This window comes from Idiomarina seosinensis (genome assembly GCF_003987275.1).
Taxonomy (GTDB): Bacteria; Pseudomonadota; Gammaproteobacteria; order Enterobacterales; family Alteromonadaceae; genus Idiomarina; species Idiomarina seosinensis.
In genome coordinates, this window is record NZ_PIQF01000002.1 from 461,274 (window position 1) to 478,785 (window position 17,512).

Genomic DNA, 17,512 nt, shown 5'->3' on the forward strand with positions numbered 1-17,512 from the left:
ACCTATTATGCCCAGTCCTACTTGAAAGGTTTAGCATAGCTTGGAGAGATATGCTAAAACCTAAAATACCCAGCAAATACCAGACAAAAAAAACCCAGCGCAAATGGCTGGGCTCTGAATTGCGTAACTAATTACGCTTTTTTTGCCGGTGTTGGTTGAGGTTGCTTCTGACCTTGTTGCTGGCCAGGGGTAGCTTGCTTTTGCTCACCAGGTTTGTTCGGCGTTTGTGAACCTTGATTTTTTTGCGTATCCATTATTAACTCCTTTAAGAGCTTATCAGCATCACTCAATTATGACGCTGTCCTGAATTATAGATAGCTGTCGACACTACGTCTGTTCGTTACCGCACATAGCGCAAAGCAATATTGTCATCTTTTACCAACCCTTCGCCGTAAAAGACGTAGTGAACAAAACAAAAGACTGGAATTACAATAATGAAAATCATCGCCTTTGATGTTTACGGAGCGCTGATCGCAGTCGCTAAGTCTCTATGTACTTAAGTATATTTCTGACGGCATTTTTGGCCGCCACAATACTGCCGGCTCAATCTGAGTTTGTGGTAGTGGCTGCCCAGCGGATGGAATACGATGTTTGGATAATCTGGTGGTTGGCTTCAGTCGGCAATACGCTGGGTTCAGTGGTTAACTATATTCTGGGGCGGTTTTTGGTGCAGTATCAGGATCGCCGCTGGTTTCCATTCAAACCAGCATCCCTTGCCCGTGGTCATCAATGGTTTGAACGCTTCGGCAAATGGTCACTGCTAATGGCCTGGGCACCGTTCATTGGTGATCCTCTCACCTTTATCGCCGGAATGCTGCGATTAAGCTTCTGGCAATTTTTAACTCTGGTGTTTATTAGTAAATCTGGCCGCTACGCTATTTTACTGGGGATCACGCAGATGTTTTAAAGCTCTGTTTACGGCCTGTTCCAGAACCCCGGTGGCACTCTATCGCTTTTCGTCGTCGCTCCAACGACTCTGCATGAATATGTAAACCAAATATATTAACTTACTTGCATTACCGTACTAAGAGTACTAACTAAAACAGGCAACTTACTATGAAACGTTTGGTTACAAGCCTCCTTGTTTCTGCGGCATTTGGCGCATCTGCGTCTGGTGGCTCGTCGGAACAACCTTTAATTATGCAACCCGAAATCAGCCCCGACGGGACTCAAGTTGCATTTAGTTACCAAGGCGATATTTGGACAATGTCGACGTCCGGTTCTAATCCCAATCGCTTAACCATCCATGAGGGCTACGAAAGCTCACCGAAGTGGTCAAAAGATGGTAAATCCATCGCATTCAGTAGCGACCGTTTTGGTAATGATGATGTATTTATTATGCCAAGCCAAGGTGGTCGTCCGGATCGCCTGACGTATCATAGTGCCCCGGATCGGGTTTTAGGGTTCAACAACGATAACCAGGTACTATTTAATACTCGCCGCTTGTACGCTGAAGTTGAGCGCGAGTGGGAGGTTTATAGCGTTGCACCGACAGGTGACGCAACAGAGTTCCGTTTTATGGATGCCTTAGGCTTTGATGCTGTGGTATCACCCGATGGCAAAAAAGTCGCCTTAGTGCGCAGTACGGCCAGAGTATCACGCGAGGATTACCGTGGCCCCGCTAACCGAAATATTTGGGTTTATGACACCGAGACCGATGAGTACCAGCAGTTAACGGACTTTGATGGCAATGACTTTATGCCTCAATGGTCGAGCAATAATGAGCTGTACTTTATCTCTGCCCGTGCGGGTAAATACAATGTGTTTAAGCAAAAGCTCGACGCTACCAAAGCAACACAAGTTACTAACGAACGTGAGTTTGGTGTCGAGCATTTTAGTATCGATGAGCAAGCAAACAGCCTTGTGTATCAAGCAGCTGATAAAGTGAAGCTAATTACGGGTGGTCAAAGCAAATCACTTGACCTCTCCATTCCTACTGATTTTCGGTTTGATCCTGTCACTCAAAAGTCAACGAAAGACTCACTTGATGAATATAGCGTTTCCCCTAATGGCAAGTTGATTTCTTATGCCGTACGTGGTGATTTGTTTGTTAAGCGTAACGATAAAGACGATGAGCGTTCGGTAAGGTTAACAACCGGCGCCGCAAGAGACAGAGACGTGACTTGGTTAGACGACAATACCTTATTGTTTGTTTCTGACCGTGATGGCCAAAACGATATTTTCGCTGTTACATCGGCGGACTCTGGAGAGCCTAACTTATTTAAGTCGTTAAAGCATTCTATAACGCCGATAACTCGTACTGATGCACAGGAGCGTGAACCTTTAGTTTCTCCTGACGGCAAAAGAGTTTCCTACCGCGAAGGGCGCGGTAAGTTAATTGTCGCGGACGTTGCCGAAGACAAATCACTAACCAACACGACTGTTTTATTAGACGGTTGGGCGACACCTAGTGGTGTAAGCTGGTCACCGGACAGTAACTGGTTGGCTTATGCAAAATCTGATTTGTCATTTAACAGCGAAATCTTTATTCATGCAGCAGATAACTCGCAAAAGCCAGTTAATGTCAGTATGCATCCGAAAGGTGATTACAACCCAGTTTGGTCGCCAGATGGCAGTAAGCTTGGCTTTACCTCAATGCGTAACAATGGCGACTACGACATTTGGTTTGCATGGTTAAAAGAAAGCGACTGGCAGCGCTCTCAAGAAGAGTGGAAACGCGATGAACTTGTAGCCAAACCTGATGACGCTAAAAAAGATGAAGAAGCGTCAGCGACGACAGTGAAAGATGCTGAACCCATGCAGATTGACCTGAACGACATTTATGAGCGACTGGTCCAAGTCACGCGTTTTGCAGGTAATGAGTCCGGCTTAGCATTCGACAAAGAAGGCGATCACGTTTATTACACTATTGGTGGTTCCGGTCGTCAAAACTTTAAAATGGACCAGGACTTATTCAAGATTAAGTGGAACGGTGAAGACAAAAAGCATGTCATTGAGGGTAATAAAAGACCACGCAGCTTATCGTTAAGCAAAGACGGAAAACACTTGTTTGCGTTAACCGGTAAAGGCCAGTTAGTCAAAATTGACACCAAAAAAGACGAATCCGAAGCCTTACCGACCGTGTCTCAGCAAACCATTGAACACATGGCTGAACGCAAACAGATCTTTGATGAAGCCTGGCAAGCACTGAACGCCGGATTCTACGATCCTGAGTTCCATGACAATGACTGGCAGGAACTGAAAGAAAAATATCGTCCTTTAGCATTGAAAGCATCAACGAAAGAAGACTTTCAGTACATCTTCAATTTAATGCTGGGTCAGGTCAATGCGAGCCATATGGGCTTGTATCGTGGTGAGAACCAAAAGCAGACACAAGAAACAAAAACCGGTTTAGTGGGCGTCGAACTTTTGCCCACCGATGCTGGATTATCGGTTGCCTCCGTGTTGCATAATAGTCCGGCGGCGCGCGATGACAGTCGCCTGCAAATCGATGACATCATTACGCATGTGAACCAACAGCCTGTCAGCAACATGAACTTTTATGCGGCATTAAATGGCGATGCCAACCAACGTGTTCTGCTGAATGTAAAACGGGACGGTCAAGATACGGAAGTGGTGTTATGGCCAACAACCAGTTTACGTGACGAAAAGTACGACAACTGGGTCGACACACGCCGAGCGATGACCGATGAGTATTCTGATGGACGCCTGGGTTACTTGCATATCCGCGGCATGAACTGGACCAGCTTTGAACGCTTTGAACGCGAACTAATGGCCGCTGGTTACGGCAAAGAAGGTATCGTGATTGACGTGCGCTATAACGGCGGCGGCTGGACGACCGACTACCTGATGGCGGTATTAAATGTTGAGCAGCATGCTTACACAATTCCGCGTGGCGCCACGGACGACCTGGACAAAGACCAAAAGAAATTTAGAGACAAGTATCCCTACTCTGAACGGTTACCGTTATCCGCGTGGACTAAGCCATCCATTGCAATGAGTAACGAAAATAGCTACTCGAATGCTGAGATCTTCTCCCATGCCTATAAATCATTAGGCATTGGCAAGTTGGTTGGTCGCCCCACTTTTGGCGCCGTCATCAGTACTGGCGCGGAGCGTCTCGTTGATGGATCGATTATCAGGATGCCGTTTAGAGGCTGGTGGGTTAAAGACTCCGACGCCAATATGGACTTTACCCCAGCACAGCCGGATATTGAGGTATTTAATCCACCGGCTTACAAAGCCAAAAAAGTAGATCCTCAGTTAAAACGTGCGGTTGATGAGCTTATTAAGACACTATAATGCAGTCAATTAGCGTTTAAATATGAAAAGTGAACTCTTTAAAAGGGGTTCACCTTTTTTGTTTTACCCTATCCGATACCTCCAGAGAGCACTTTAATGTGTCGCAAGTAGCTTGAAAAACATTCGTATGGCTATCTCACTATTTTTAGCCCATTATCTGGTGTTAAGTTGACTATGGAGATTCACCGATGACATTCAGAGTCGCGATTTGGCATTCTGTCTTTGCATTCACCCTCTTCATTATTCTCGTGGATGGAGTAGATGCTAAAAACATTTCTCAGTTGCCTCATATCGAGCGGGTCGACACGAGGATCAATACTCTAATGGAAGAAGGGCATTTCCCTGGAGCCGCGATCACCGTCATACGCGCAGGCCAGCCTTTGCATGTAAGCACCCACGGCATGGCAAACCTCGCTCACGAAATACCCGTTACCACACAAACCGTTTTCGAGATTGCGTCTTTGACTAAACAGATGACGGCTCTAGCGGTGATGACACTGGTGGAGGAAGAGCGTTTGAGCCTTAACGACCGACTCGTTGATTGGATCGAGGACGCGCCTCCAGCTTGGGACAAGATTACGGTCGATCAGCTTTTGAGCCACACGGCCGGACTTACCCATCGCTTCGAGCGGACGGAGCACGATGTGCTCCTGCTCGAATATTCGCGTGACGACATGCTGGCATCGGCGAAAAGCACGTCTATGCTAGCGGACCCAGGCACCGATTGGAACTATTCTGACCAGGGATATTTTTTGCTCGGTATCATTATCGAAGAGGTCTCGGGGCAGTCGTACGCAGAATTCATGGAAGCTACCTTCTTTCGGCCTCTGGGCATGGATCAGACGCATCTCTTGGATCAGCGGAAGATTGTACCGCACTTGGCGCAGGGCTATGCTTGGAGTAACGGCAAGCTACAACGAAATCGCCGAGTTTGGCAGTTTGCTCTGACGTCCCACTTTGGTGTGATGTCCTCACTTGACGACTTGATTCGCTGGGAGGCGGAACTTTCGAACCCGAAGCTTATCAATCGGAAGGCGCTGGAAGCCACATGGCAGATCCAGCGTCCGTTCGATACTGGCCGGCAATGCGACACTTGGGGCTATGCCCGTGGCTGGCAAGTGTTGATCGTGAATGGGCGCCGCATCCTCAATCATGGTGGCTATTCCGGTACGGCTTATATTAGAGATGTCGACACCGGACTATCGGTTATCGTACTGACTAATCGTGAAGATACGTCAAATGCGCTGCATCCACTTTCGCTTGGGTGGGAAGCCGCTCACGCCGCCGACTCTTCCATCCCCAGCGACGGTTACAGGTGTTGGGAATAGGTTAAATAATCGCATAACAATTGTTGCAGCGGACGTAGGTGCGTAATATTGCTCGTCGTAGCGCAGGTCAATTTTTCGCTTTCCCGGCTGAACTTTTGCGTAGAAAATTTGACCTTTAGTCGTTACAAAAATTTATCTTCGCGTTCAAAAACCTGAGTTTCGATGTCGAAATTTTTCGACATCAAATAGCCTGATATCAGTGCCGAAACCACTTTTTTTGGTGGTCAGATCTAGTGCTCACTGTGTGCTCTTTATTTCTCATTTTATCGAGCGAACTCTAAAGTCGTTGGCTGTACCTGCGCATACCATTGAAAATTGGCTCAGCAATAAAGCTGGGGAACGACTCAGGTAAGTCGCGAGTAACCTGTTCTATGACACTCTCAGTCCTTGCAGCCATATCGTCTAATATCTCGTTCATGGAGTCTTGGCTGAAGCCAACCTCTTTAGCGGTTGCCAGGAAGTGCTCTCGACGGATCATTCGGCATTCATGCTTTCTTCCATGGCTACCCTTAAGCGACATGGCAAGCTTCAGATCTTTTTCGTGCAAACCCTTTTTATTAATAGCAGGAAACGCCGACAGGATATCGTAGAGTGGCGTTAAGCGATATCGGTTTTCACGTTCTATGAAAACAGAAAAGTTTTTGGCATGGCCGTCTGTCGCGCCCAGCAGCCAAAATAAGACTTGCGCACGCATGAAGGTATAACGCTCCTCAATAGGTTTAACCGACCCTAGCAGCTCTTTCATAATTTGCGAAACTGTCGAGCCACCATGTGTTTCATATTTTCTTGCCGGTGATGTACCAGTGGCCTGGCAAAAGTCTTCTTGCGGAAGACGTATTATCCATGATCCGTCTGGACTTTGCTTTCGGTCAAAACGCTCTACGGCAAGCGCTTTTACGCCATCAGGTGTAATTATTTCGCAATTTGCGGCTTCGAACCCATAAGCTTTTGCAATTTGCAGGCACAAATATTCGTTCTCAACGCTATGCCTCATGTCAATAACTCGGTCATGAGACTGTATCTCACCGATGGGTAGCTTGATAATGTGAGTTGTGGGTGTCGCGTTGTGTGGCAAGCACCACTGCCCTTTATGAAGCAGTAATGCTGTTTTTTCCTGAGCACCTGCAAGAGAAATACGGAAATCCGCCTCATCTTTTAACATACCCAGCGGGGTTTTAGATTGATATCCCCTCAGGATTTTCGCTAGTTGTTTTTCAGATAGGGGACTCATGTCAATGCGCTTTACATTGGGGGGCTGTGCCTTATGAGGTAAGAGCTGTATGGCGCCAACACAGTCGCGTCCGATTTGGCTTAAAATATCAAATGGCTCAGTAGAGTCAGCTTGAAAACGCGCAACGATGCGCTCTCGAATTTCCCGGGAGTCGGGAAGTAGGTTGTCAAAATAATTATAAACTTCCGGCCCCGCATAGGGATTGCTCCGAAGCGGCAATGATAGTGATATACAGCGTCGCCCCGGCGACTCCAGCCAGCTTTCATTATAGGTAAACGTATTCGCCCCAGTGCGGCTACGCGCGTACTCACCCACTTTTAAGCCGTTCATGTAAACATCTAGCTTATCCATTGTTTACCACTCTTCAGTCCATTCTGATGAACCGACTTGGCTTCCGGAGTCTCGCGTATCTATATCTATTTTTAAATTAAGCGCAGCCAGAATTTTAAAGAAGGTTTCTAGTTTGCAGGATTGGGGTTTATTCTCGAAATCCGATACTGTGGCAACACGAATACCCACAAGCTTTGCAATATCAGACTGGGTGAGGCCACTTTTACTGCGGTAGTCCTTGATAAAAGCGCTAAGCTGCTCAGGTCTTGTGATATTCATGGTATTTATCCGGATAGTCGCCGTTCAGATTAGATTTTAAGTATACGGTAAAGCGTAATATTAGCAAGTATACTCTAGACCGTATATTGGAGAGGTATACGCTACAAAGTAAAAATAGTTGGCCAGATTTTGTTAACCACGACACCACTATAATTGGACTCCCCCAAACGGTTTAACTCGCGCAGCGTAACGCGAGTTAATTGCGCTGTTTATAGAAATGGCGAACCCCACCACCAATGTGTAATATCAGTAGCGACGGCAATATATAAGTACCCACTACCTTGTGCACTTCCTCTGCCGGTTCATGAATCCACTCGAGAACTCTCAAGTCAAATGATACGGCAAACCAACCAAAAACTGACAGTGACTCATTTTCAGTAAATAAATACAGTGGTCCCGTTACAATTAAAATCAGCATTGTTAATAGCAGAGCGTAATGAAGGTATCTGGCAACCCTTTCTGTGGAAGTGTGGGCCGGCTCAGGGAACCCCTGATACAGTCGTAATACACTGCGCCAGCCTATTAATAAGAAGGCAAAAAAGCCAACACCAATGTGGGCAGCTTCAGAAAAATGTTTTACCTCCCGGGAGTCAGCAAAAAACATCATAAACCCGAGTGTCAGCATGACAATAACTGCCATGGCGCCTAGCCAGTGCAATATGCGCGATAATGGTGAATAATGCCTATCCATAATGTTACTCCTTCTAGTCATTGACTTCAGAGTAACAGGACAATATTAAGCCAACATTAAGGCTTTCTGGAGATTCCAGGCTTTTCAAGCAATGCTTGATCAGCCTCAACTTTTGCAACAAACCAATCGTCTTCAAGAGCAAGAGTCAACTTTAACCCTAACTGTTTGGCTAAATTACTGACAATACTCAGACCCAATCCAGCGCCTTCTTCTCTCAACTGCCCACCACGATAAAAACGCTCGGTCAGTCGTTTAGCGTCAACATGGTGAGATTTTTCAATACGATTGCGTATCGTAAATGAAGAGCCATGGCATTGAATGTCAATCGACGATTGAGGTGCTGCATATTTAATCGCATTATCAACAAGGTTACTGAATAACATCGTTAGATAACGCTCTTCTGAGCGCCATAAAACGGTGTTGGGAAGGTTGACATCCATCACTAACTGCCGCGAATCAGCCCACTGGTAATAATCTGAAATGACCTGCCGAAGAGTAGCGGCAGCATTGACCTGCTTCCAATGCTGTGGCGGTAGTTCCGTTTTGGAAAGTAAAAGCAGGCTTTCGACCAGACTTACTAACCTATCAGTACTGGCTAAAAGAGATTTCAGCTCTTCTTTTTGCTGCTGAGTTGAAGCCTTTTGCCACTGATTTTGCAACTGCGCTTTCAGGCTCGCCAGTGGCGTTCTGAGCTCATGCGCGGCATCCGCAGAAAACTGCTTTTCGCGCAAAAATGTCTGCTCAATACGCGTCAGATAATGATTTAACGCCCCTTTCACCAACGACACTTCCTCGGCATCATTCGACTCAATGAACGGCCTGTAATCATCTGAACGCTTGCGTCTAAGTTCTTCTGCCAGCCTTCTGAAACTGGCAAAATTTTGGTTTATAGTCCACCAACCTAGCCACAACATTAGCGGTAATAACGTTAAGATAGGCACAACCATATCAGTCGTCAGATCACCGCGTATTTCAGAACGAAATTCATCTTGCTGCAAGAGAAGAATACGGTAATCTCTAGCTGGAGAAGTTAAACCGAGGCTATGCCAAAGGTCATTGTCTACCGCTTTAACTGAAAAACCTTCTTTGAAAGGTATAACAGAGGGATCCAAAGATCCTTCCGTTTGCATTATGCGCTCGCCGTCCCTCGTCTCAATACGATAGGAGAGCTTGTCTTCGTATGAATGCGCATTGATACGACTAATAGTTATTTCACGCGCCACGCCAGCTCCATCGCGCGGCAACAATGCCAATAGCGTTTTTGCCTGCTGAACCATCTCTGCATCAAATAGCTCATCAACCTCGTGACTTATCTCTGCGTAAATCCATATAGCAGATACCGTCGCACTCAACAAATAAACGGCGGAAACAGCGACAAGAATTCGCCGACGTATCGAGTTGAGTTTCGTTTTTACCCTACTCTTTAGCCACATGCTAAACGATACCCCACGCCGCGAATGGTCTGCACCCACTCCTTATTACCAAGCTTTTTGCGCAAGTTGTGGACATGCACTTCCAATGCATTACTCTCTACCTGCTGCTCATTACGAAAAACGACTTGCTCCAGCTTATCGCGACTATGAACACGCTCCGGCGCAGCCATCATTGCACGCAACAACTCAAATTCACGTTTCGACAAGTTCACTGGCTGCTGATTAACAAGCACCTGAAAATTCACCTCATCCAGGCTAATAGGCCCGCAAACCAACTCTGGTGTTGCATAGCCTCGTTGACGCCTTACTAAGGCGCGCAGTCTCGCGGCAAGCTCGTTCATATCAAAAGGCTTTATCATGTAATCATCAGCCCCAAGATCCAGCAGCTTTACAGTTTCTGCGCTGTCATCTCTCGCTGTCAGCACCAATACCGGCAGCACTTGTCCTTTTTTACGCAAGGAGGACAATACGCGACTACCATCTAAATCGGGCAGACCCAGGTCAAGCACAACGACATCGTAATTAACCCGCTGACTCTCACTAATAGCAGCCGCACCAGTACGAACCCATTGCACGTTAAATTGCCGCTCGGACAAACCGAGTTCAACGGCTTGCCCGAGCATTGCATCATCTTCAACCAACAATAGATCCATGTAGCCAATATCCTTACTATTTATTGTTCGCGTTGTATTTTAGCCAACAACTGATTCACCTCGGCACGACGGGCTTCGTCCGCTAATGGTCGTTCAGGTCTGGGAGCCGCTTTTAATGCTTTTTGAGCGTAATGCTCTGCCTTTGCGTAATTGCCGTGCTCAAACCAATAATCAGCGTAAAAGTAGTTAGGGTCAATGCCACCGGGGTTAATTGTTAAGGCTTTTTCCAGCAGTTGCTGGGCCTTATCATCGTCACCAAATCCGAACGGCCAACCCGGAACTTTATAATACAAGGTGCCTAGAGAGGCATAGGCTGAACCATCGAGCGCATTCGGATCTAACTCAAGCGCTTTCTCCAGCGACTTTTTCGACTCTTTCGCCAAACTCAGCGCTCCTAACCCACCTTTTGCACCTGCGTAAGTGCTTTTAATAATACCCAACCATATGTGTGCGGGAGCGGACTCAGGTTCTTGCTCAACCCACTGCTGAGCATCTGCGACAAGCGCTTCAAACTCTTGCTTTTGTCTGTCATTTTCTAACTGATAATTCACCGTTGCCCAGCGCTGCTGAAGGTCATGCAAGCGTTTCTGGCTGTTATCGCTGCTATTAAATTCAGCCGATAACGCTGGTAGCCCCAATAAACCAATTAGAACAAATGCGTATAATTTAGTGCTTTTCATGGCGGTATTCCTCAAGTAATTGATATAAAGTATCTCGTGCTTTTTTCAAACTCCGTCCTACCTGTTCAGGCCACAGCCCGTTTAGGCGAACAAATAGCCGCTCCGGCCATCCGAGTGTTCGCAACCACGATTGGTTCTCTATTTGAGTGGCAAGCTGCTGCGCAACCTGCTGCGGAGCATCCTGTTTCGTTTTTAGTGTTGTATTTAACCGGCTAATCAAACCATTATTCAGTGAGGTCTTAATGGCACGTGGGGCTGCGTACATCACATTAATATCGCTGTTCAGCAACTCCCTATTCAACGCTTCGCTAAAGCCTCGCAAGCCGAATTTACTGGCACAGTAAAGGCTTTGCCCCGGAAAACCGATAGCACCGAATACCGAGCCGATATTTAACACCCACCCTTTATTTGCGCTTAACACCGGCAGAAAATCATGAGTCAATGCAATGGGCACCATTAAGTTCGTAGTAATGACACGCTCAATATCATCGGCAGTAGCATTACCGAACAAGCCTTCATGAGTGACTGCGGCATTGTTAATTAATCCGGTTACCGCTGCGCCCTGCTCTGTTATAAATTTAAGCAGCCGCGCACGTTCACTCTGTTGGGTCAAGTCAGCCTCAAATGACGTCTGATTAAGCCGCTTTGCCAGAGCGTCAAGCGTGCCACTGGTGCGCCCTACCATAATAAGCCTGGCCCCTCGTTGACTCAGTGCTTCGGCAAGGGCTTGACCAAGTCCGCCCGCCGCACCGGTTAGTACAATAGTTTGCTGTTGCCAATTAAACTGACTCATAGCGGCTCTCCGGCCAGTTCAGGAAGAGCGCGAAACATGTCACCGTAAAGCCGATAAACATGCTTCGCTGTACGCACAATGACTTGCTGAGCTTTTTCATCGGTCACTTGGTTCATCAGCTGTTCAAAAAACTGCACATGCTCCTGGTCTAAGTCACCGTGCGATAATAAATAACTGAACGCAGAGTCTGGTAATTGCAGTGCGCCTTTTGTTTTGCCAGCAGCCTGTGTTGCCAGCTTAACGCTAGTGCCTTCCAGCACATGCGCCATGCCGAAAAATGCCGCAGGGTGCTCATTGTCGATAGCTTGATAAACCAGTGATACCATCGCTTGGGTTGATGTATGTGGTTCACTCGACTGCGCGACTTCAACGTCACCGCCAGCCGCCTTAATATCATTAAGTATCCAGCGTTCATGGCCATATTCTTCATTGATATACTCGATGACTGCTTTACGCAGCCACTCATCCCGAAACGAGAGTTTGCTGCCACAACGCATTAATAATGGCGTGGTGTGCTTAACGTGGTGGTAAGCCTGAGTTAAAAAAGCACGATACCTTTCTATGGTTATCTCACCCTGCAACGCTTGTTGAATGGCAGGCGCGCTCAGTAAATAGCGTTGTTCGTTTTGGGTTTGTTCGCATAAAGTATTAAAGAACTTCATCGTATACCTCGTTAACAGATGAATAGGTTTTAGGGTCAATAACAACCTGATAAGCGTCTTTGATAGCGAGACGTCGTAAGCGCCCGGTGCCGGTTAACAAACCGTTGCTGACGGTGAAAGGTTCTTTCAAAACAACATAGCGTTGGATACGGGCGTAGTCCGGGAGTTGTTGGTTTACCTGATAAATAATCGAGCTAACCTGTTCAGCTGTTGAAGGGCTCGTTAACACCACCAAAGCTGTCAGCGGTGTTTCTTCATCGCCAAATACTGCCGCTTGGTGAATCGCTTGCTGACTGCACAGCTCTGCCTCTAACCACTCAGGGTCAATATTACGGCCATAGGCATTCACAATGATGTGTTTGCGTCGCCCTAAAATAATTAATCGCCCGTCTTCATCAAACTGCCCTAAATCGCCTGTGTTAATCTCGCTGGGAAACCAGCTTTCAGGGCTGTCCCAATAACCCAGCATGCTGTTTCCTCTGACGACCACATCCCCATCGCGTATTGTGACAACGGCATGGTTCAGAGGATGTCCAACAGTTCCTGGCGCGACCGCAGTAGGCGAATTCAGCGCAACCACCGAACTGAATTCAGATAACCCATACCCCTGAACAACTGGTAGCCCCAACGCCAGTGCTTGTCGTTCAAGTGTTGCACTCAGACGAGCACCACCGACGGCGAGTAACTTGAACTGTTTCGCATCAATAGCCCCGCGTTTAGCTCCTTCAACAAGAGCATTAAGCAACGCCGGCGTGAGAATTAAGCTATCGGGTTGATAGTGAGATAATGCCGAAAAGAACGTATTAGCGTGTATTGAGGACGAGCCTTTCAGCCCTAGTGTTTCGCCTTTAAAAAGCAAAACTTCTGCTCCTAGCCACAATGCCAGATAAACACCCGCAATATTCTCCAGAAGAATAGATAACGGCATAATAACCATGTGGCGATTGACACTAACCTCACTAACACGCTCAGCCAAAGCAGCAACCGTGTTGAGTTGGTTTTCGACAGATAAGCAGACACCTTTGGGTTCGCCGGTACTACCTGAAGTAAAAGTAACTTTTGATGTTCCAGGCGGAAGCGGTTTGTTATCACTTACCTTTTTCTGTAAGTAGGCCTGCTGTTGCTGACTGAAAAATGGCGGCACCGGTATGCATACCTTATTAGCCAGCATGAGCGCTAAATCTTCAATCACCCATGCAATAGGGTCTGGGGTTTGTAAAAGAAATATTCTCTGAGGTTCCCGGTTAAGCTGATCAACTCGTTTATAAACCGCGTCTACAAGCGCTTGGTAACTCAGCTTTTGCTGTTCAGAGGACAGTGCAATTGCATCAGGAGCAGTTACCGCCTGCTGCTGTATTCGTTGGAACAAAGCATTCATAAGGCAACCTCGCGAACAGAGACATGATTTGAATCTTGTGTCGTAATAAGCTGTTCAAAAACGCCGCCTTGCTCTAACCACCCGGCCAACACCACCGGCTGATGCTGGTAATAGTTGCCCCAGAAGTCTCGTGTTGACTCAGATAGCGCGCTTTGTTGTGCGGTTTCTAATGCTGTTAATGCGATACCCAGACGACTAAAGTACTTTTGCAGCGCGCGAGTGGCGGTAAATATCACAGCCGTTCGGTTATGCGAGTTCAGAAGTCTAACTACCGCACGAAATAATAAGGGTAAGTAACTCGGAGCTAATGCCGCCATTGACCCAACTTCTGCCACGCGCTCCGGGGGAGGCAGAGGTCTGGAGTTCACCTGATAGCCAGTAATAGGTTTGGTTAAATACGCTTGCGAAAATAGCGGCTGTTCGTCAGCCAACTGAACTCCGCACGCGGCAATCAGCTTAGCGTCATCGAATACAGCGATAAGTAAACGCGGCAAAGAGCGCAGACAGGCATTGAAGTTAAGCCAGTAACGTTCACAAATAAATGATTCAACCTGCTCACGTAACGGATGATCCGGTAATATCCAGCAGTGGCGCATCTATTTACTCCTTAAGTCAGCCCTGAGGCTGAAACAGCTTCGATGCTGTCACTTTATAAATAAAGACTTAAGGAAAGCTTAAGTTGCAGTCAGCAATCATGGCTTAAGCGTTTGATTAAAAGTTCCAATTTTTTTAGAAAATTAGAAAAACAAAATACTGATCCAGGTAACTATTAACAGCAGCAACGCAAAGAATACAGCAGCTGACGCTATATCTTTTGCACGACCACTCAACTCGTGAAACTCAGCACCAATACGGTCAATAACCGCTTCTACAGCCGAATTAAGTAGTTCGGTAATGACTAAAATAAATAAGCTAATAATGAGCAGTAGGCGTTCTGCAACTGATACATCAGCGAGCAGTGCAACCGGTATTAGAGCGGCACACATAAGAGCTTCCTGTCGAAACGCGGCTTCATAACGCCAAGCAGTTTTTATCCCTCGTAGTGAGTTAAACGTCGCTTTCCAAATTCGAGTCATACCGGTATGGGCTGGCTTCATTGTCTATCCTCTCTTGGACTCTGATTTAAAGTACTCAGCACAGTTTATTAAAGCAGTCTTAAGCTTTACTTAAGGAGTGGTTGTTAGTTTCTTCACGTAGTCAGTAAAAAAAGAGCTAACATCTATGTGGGCAGCAACGTCTAACAATACCTTATGGCAAACTCTAGCACTGTTTAAACCCGTGACCTATTTCGCAGGAGCCACTTTGGCGCTGTTAACCTGCTGTCGTTTATTACTTGCTGGACTCTATGCAGAGCGCGTTGAAAGCGCAATTAACTGGCTCGATTTTATTGTACTTGGCGTACGTGCAGACTTAATTCAAGTAGGATACTTTACGCTGATTCCATTATTAGTATTGTCGCCATTAAGTATGGTTTTACACAAATCGATAGCTCAGCGGTGGTGGCGGCGGTTATGGACAGTTTGGTTTTTGATTTGTGCATTAGTGTTGTGGTTCATGGAAGTCTCAACACCCGCATTCTTAGCACAGTATGATACTCGCCCAAACCGATTGTTCTTTGAGTACCTTGCGTACCCAAAAGAAGTTTTCTCTACCCTAATACATGGCTTTGCTGGTTGGCTTTTCACCGGAATTGCCTCAACACTGGTATTCGTTTACCTTTCATATCGTTGGTATAAGAAATCCGAAGCTAACTTTCAACCAAGAGTCATAAAACGGCGTTACCTAATAGCAGTCATTCCAGTATTAATCGTTACAACATTGTTCGGCATTCGATCGACTCTGGCACATCGGCCTGCCAACCCGGCATTTTTTGCGGTCACCTCCGATGCAATGGTTAATTCATTAATTTTAAACTCCACTTACACCCTTGAGTACGCACTGTATAACCTAAAGCACGAAGCACAGGCAAATCGTGTTTACGGGAAACTCACTGACGAGGAGATCATTAATGAAGTACGAAAAGTGCCCTATTTAGCCAATTTGGAGTTCCCTTTTGCCGATTATCCTACCGTGCATTACCAATCAGCTTCAGCCAAGCGCAAAATACCTTTGAATATTGTGGTCATTCTGGAGGAAAGCCTTGGTGCGACCTTTGTTGAGTCGCTAGGTGGTATGCCGTTAACGCCGAACCTCGAGCGTTTAAAGAAACAGGGATGGTGGTTTGAAAACCTCTACGCAACCGGTACTCGCTCAGTCAGAGGTATCGAAGCCGTAATTTCCGGCTTTTTACCAACCCGTGCCCGCTCAACCGTCAAGCTATCGGGGTCACAGCGTCAGTTTTTTACGCTCGCAGATACGCTTTCCAGAGAAGGCTACAACACTGAGTTTATATACGGAGGACAAGCCCACTTTGACAATATGGCGAGTTTCTTTATTGGGAATGGATTTCAGTCTGTCATCGACCAGGACGACTATGAATCTCCCCAATTTGTAGGTAGCTGGGGAGTTAGTGACCAAGACTTATTGAATAAGTTACATCAACGCTTATCACAAGCCGATAACTCAGCCCCCCAGTTTACTCTTGCGTTTACCTCGTCAAACCACGAGCCATTTGAGTTCCCTGATGGTGAGATTACATTAGCAGAACAACCTAAGCAGACGGTCAACAATGCGGTTAAATACGCAGACCATGCGTTAGGCGAGTTCTTTGCAAAAGCACAGAAGAGTGACTACTGGCAAAATACATTATTTCTAGTGGTCGCTGACCACGATACCCGAGTTTACGGGGATGAATTAATCCCCGTCAGCAAATTCCATATTCCGGGACTCATTCTGGGGGCGGATATTAAGCCAAAAACCATTTCTGCAATCAGCAGCCAAATCGACTTGCCACCAACGCTTTTATCTCTTGCAGGCATATCGGCCTACTTACCGACGGTAGGGCAGGATCTCAGTCAACCCGATGTGCAACCGGAAAATCGAGCTATGATGCAATTTGGCGACAATTATGGCTGGCTGGAACAGCACATTAACGGTCCACGTTTAACTCTGCTGCAAGTCGATAAATCAGTAAAACAATTTTGCTATCAATCATCGCCACAATCACTAGCGCTGATTGAGGACAGACCGCAACCGGAGCATATCCGCAAAGTCCAGGCTTTTGCGATGCTGCCGTCTATTTTATACCAGCAACGAGCGTACTTTGTGCCCAGGCAATAAGAGGGGGTTGTAGTAGTTAAGTAGAATTGGCACCGATTGATAGTCACTCTAAAAGCATATCAATTAACCAGCCTGAAAGATTATTACGACCACCCAACCCCGACTTAGAATAAATGGATGATGCCTGCTGCCGAACGGTTTTTTCTTTTGTGCCGCGCACATCGGCAATTTCGTTAAAGCTAAGTCCCTTAATTAGTAAAACTGCAACCTCCTGCTCGCTAGAAGACAAGCTCCATTGTTTAAACCAAGACTGAACATCCGAGTAAGAGCCAAAGGACTGCTGCGGTGTTTGCTTTTTCCAGTCCGCCTCTTGCTGCTGATGTCGCAATAGCGCAGACTTTAACTGCTGCAATTGTTGATTTCGACGCAATACCCGTCGCCAAAGCACAATAAACGCCGCAATTGAAATAACCACGGTTATTCCCTCTATGGCCAAGTGCCAAGTAGCCACTTGCATATGATAATCCGCCACGACATCAGAAATATTAGCAAACGCGATAAGTAATAAAATTACCATTAATAGTCGGTCAATTGTCATAAATTCCCCTTAACATACTACGCTTAGGACATCT

Annotated in this window: 17 protein-coding genes; 4 read left to right on the forward strand and 13 right to left on the reverse strand. The window is 46.5% G+C overall.

Annotated elements, in window-relative coordinates; translation table 11 throughout:
- Positions 1 to 131: 131 nt before the first annotated feature.
- Positions 132 to 254, reverse strand: coding sequence for a hypothetical protein (locus CWI81_RS12890; RefSeq protein WP_276567844.1), 123 nt, complete (start codon positions 252 to 254; stop codon positions 132 to 134).
- A 236-nt stretch (positions 255 to 490) separates the two neighbouring features.
- Here CWI81_RS12890 and CWI81_RS08535 point away from each other — a divergent pair, with 236 nt between their 5' ends.
- The 3 genes from CWI81_RS08535 (at position 491) to CWI81_RS08545 (ending at position 5,591) form a co-directional block, all read left to right on the forward strand.
- Positions 491 to 907, forward strand: coding sequence for a YqaA family protein (locus tag CWI81_RS08535; RefSeq protein WP_126784880.1), 417 nt, complete (start codon positions 491 to 493; stop codon positions 905 to 907).
- A gap of 149 nt (positions 908 to 1,056) precedes the next feature.
- The gene (locus CWI81_RS08540) at positions 1,057 to 4,263 is read left to right on the forward strand and encodes a S41 family peptidase (RefSeq protein WP_126784881.1); all 3,207 of its coding nucleotides are present in this window, start codon (positions 1,057 to 1,059) and stop codon (positions 4,261 to 4,263) included.
- A 188-nt stretch (positions 4,264 to 4,451) separates the two neighbouring features.
- Positions 4,452 to 5,591, forward strand: a complete 1,140-nt coding sequence (locus CWI81_RS08545) for a serine hydrolase domain-containing protein (protein WP_126784882.1) — start codon at positions 4,452 to 4,454, stop codon at positions 5,589 to 5,591.
- A 277-nt stretch (positions 5,592 to 5,868) separates the two neighbouring features.
- Here CWI81_RS08545 and CWI81_RS08550 read toward each other — a convergent pair whose 3' ends face one another.
- The 11 genes from CWI81_RS08550 to CWI81_RS08600 form a co-directional block, all read right to left on the reverse strand.
- Positions 5,869 to 7,173 carry a type II toxin-antitoxin system HipA family toxin gene (locus CWI81_RS08550; RefSeq protein WP_126784883.1) on the reverse strand — a complete coding sequence of 435 codons (1,305 nt, stop codon included), beginning with the start codon at positions 7,171 to 7,173 and terminating at the stop codon, positions 5,869 to 5,871.
- A gap of 3 nt (positions 7,174 to 7,176) precedes the next feature.
- Entirely contained in the window at positions 7,177 to 7,431 is a 255-nt protein-coding gene (locus CWI81_RS08555) for a helix-turn-helix domain-containing protein (RefSeq protein WP_126784884.1), read from the reverse strand.
- Between the two features lie 196 nt (positions 7,432 to 7,627).
- Positions 7,628 to 8,122, reverse strand: a complete 495-nt coding sequence (locus CWI81_RS08560) for a cytochrome b/b6 domain-containing protein (RefSeq protein ID WP_126784885.1) — start codon at positions 8,120 to 8,122, stop codon at positions 7,628 to 7,630.
- 56 nt (positions 8,123 to 8,178) lie between these two features.
- Complete coding sequence (locus tag CWI81_RS08565) at positions 8,179 to 9,555, reverse strand: histidine kinase dimerization/phospho-acceptor domain-containing protein (RefSeq protein WP_241970402.1); 1,377 nt, start codon at positions 9,553 to 9,555, stop codon at positions 8,179 to 8,181.
- Positions 9,546 to 10,208, reverse strand: a complete 663-nt coding sequence (locus tag CWI81_RS08570; protein ID WP_126784886.1) for a response regulator — start codon at positions 10,206 to 10,208, stop codon at positions 9,546 to 9,548. Before CWI81_RS08570 ends, CWI81_RS08565 begins: the two co-directional genes overlap by 10 nt.
- A gap of 20 nt (positions 10,209 to 10,228) precedes the next feature.
- Positions 10,229 to 10,888 carry a tetratricopeptide repeat protein gene (locus tag CWI81_RS08575; protein WP_126784887.1) on the reverse strand — a complete coding sequence of 220 codons (660 nt, stop codon included), beginning with the start codon at positions 10,886 to 10,888 and terminating at the stop codon, positions 10,229 to 10,231.
- Complete coding sequence (locus tag CWI81_RS08580) at positions 10,875 to 11,681, reverse strand: SDR family oxidoreductase (protein ID WP_126784888.1); 807 nt, start codon at positions 11,679 to 11,681, stop codon at positions 10,875 to 10,877. Before CWI81_RS08580 ends, CWI81_RS08575 begins: the two co-directional genes overlap by 14 nt.
- Entirely contained in the window at positions 11,678 to 12,343 is a 666-nt protein-coding gene (locus CWI81_RS08585) for an iron-containing redox enzyme family protein (protein WP_126784889.1), read from the reverse strand. Before CWI81_RS08585 ends, CWI81_RS08580 begins: the two co-directional genes overlap by 4 nt.
- On the reverse strand, positions 12,330 to 13,721 hold the full coding sequence (locus CWI81_RS08590) for an AMP-binding protein (protein ID WP_126784890.1): 1,392 nt from the start codon (positions 13,719 to 13,721) through the stop codon (positions 12,330 to 12,332). Before CWI81_RS08590 ends, CWI81_RS08585 begins: the two co-directional genes overlap by 14 nt.
- A complete protein-coding gene (locus CWI81_RS08595; protein WP_126784891.1) occupies positions 13,718 to 14,317 on the reverse strand; it encodes a thermostable hemolysin in 600 nt (199 codons plus the stop codon). The genes CWI81_RS08590 and CWI81_RS08595 overlap by 4 nt, the downstream gene beginning before the upstream one ends.
- A gap of 141 nt (positions 14,318 to 14,458) precedes the next feature.
- On the reverse strand, positions 14,459 to 14,818 hold the full coding sequence (locus tag CWI81_RS08600; RefSeq protein WP_126784892.1) for a diacylglycerol kinase: 360 nt from the start codon (positions 14,816 to 14,818) through the stop codon (positions 14,459 to 14,461).
- A gap of 124 nt (positions 14,819 to 14,942) precedes the next feature.
- On the opposite strand from CWI81_RS08600, the gene CWI81_RS08605 reads away from it, so the two are divergent.
- Positions 14,943 to 16,940, forward strand: coding sequence for an LTA synthase family protein (locus CWI81_RS08605; protein ID WP_126784893.1), 1,998 nt, complete (start codon positions 14,943 to 14,945; stop codon positions 16,938 to 16,940).
- Positions 16,941 to 16,983: 43 nt separating this feature from the next.
- On the opposite strand, the gene CWI81_RS08610 is transcribed toward CWI81_RS08605, so the two are convergent.
- Positions 16,984 to 17,478, reverse strand: coding sequence for a helix-turn-helix transcriptional regulator (locus tag CWI81_RS08610; RefSeq protein WP_126784894.1), 495 nt, complete (start codon positions 17,476 to 17,478; stop codon positions 16,984 to 16,986).
- Positions 17,479 to 17,512 lie beyond the last annotated feature (34 nt).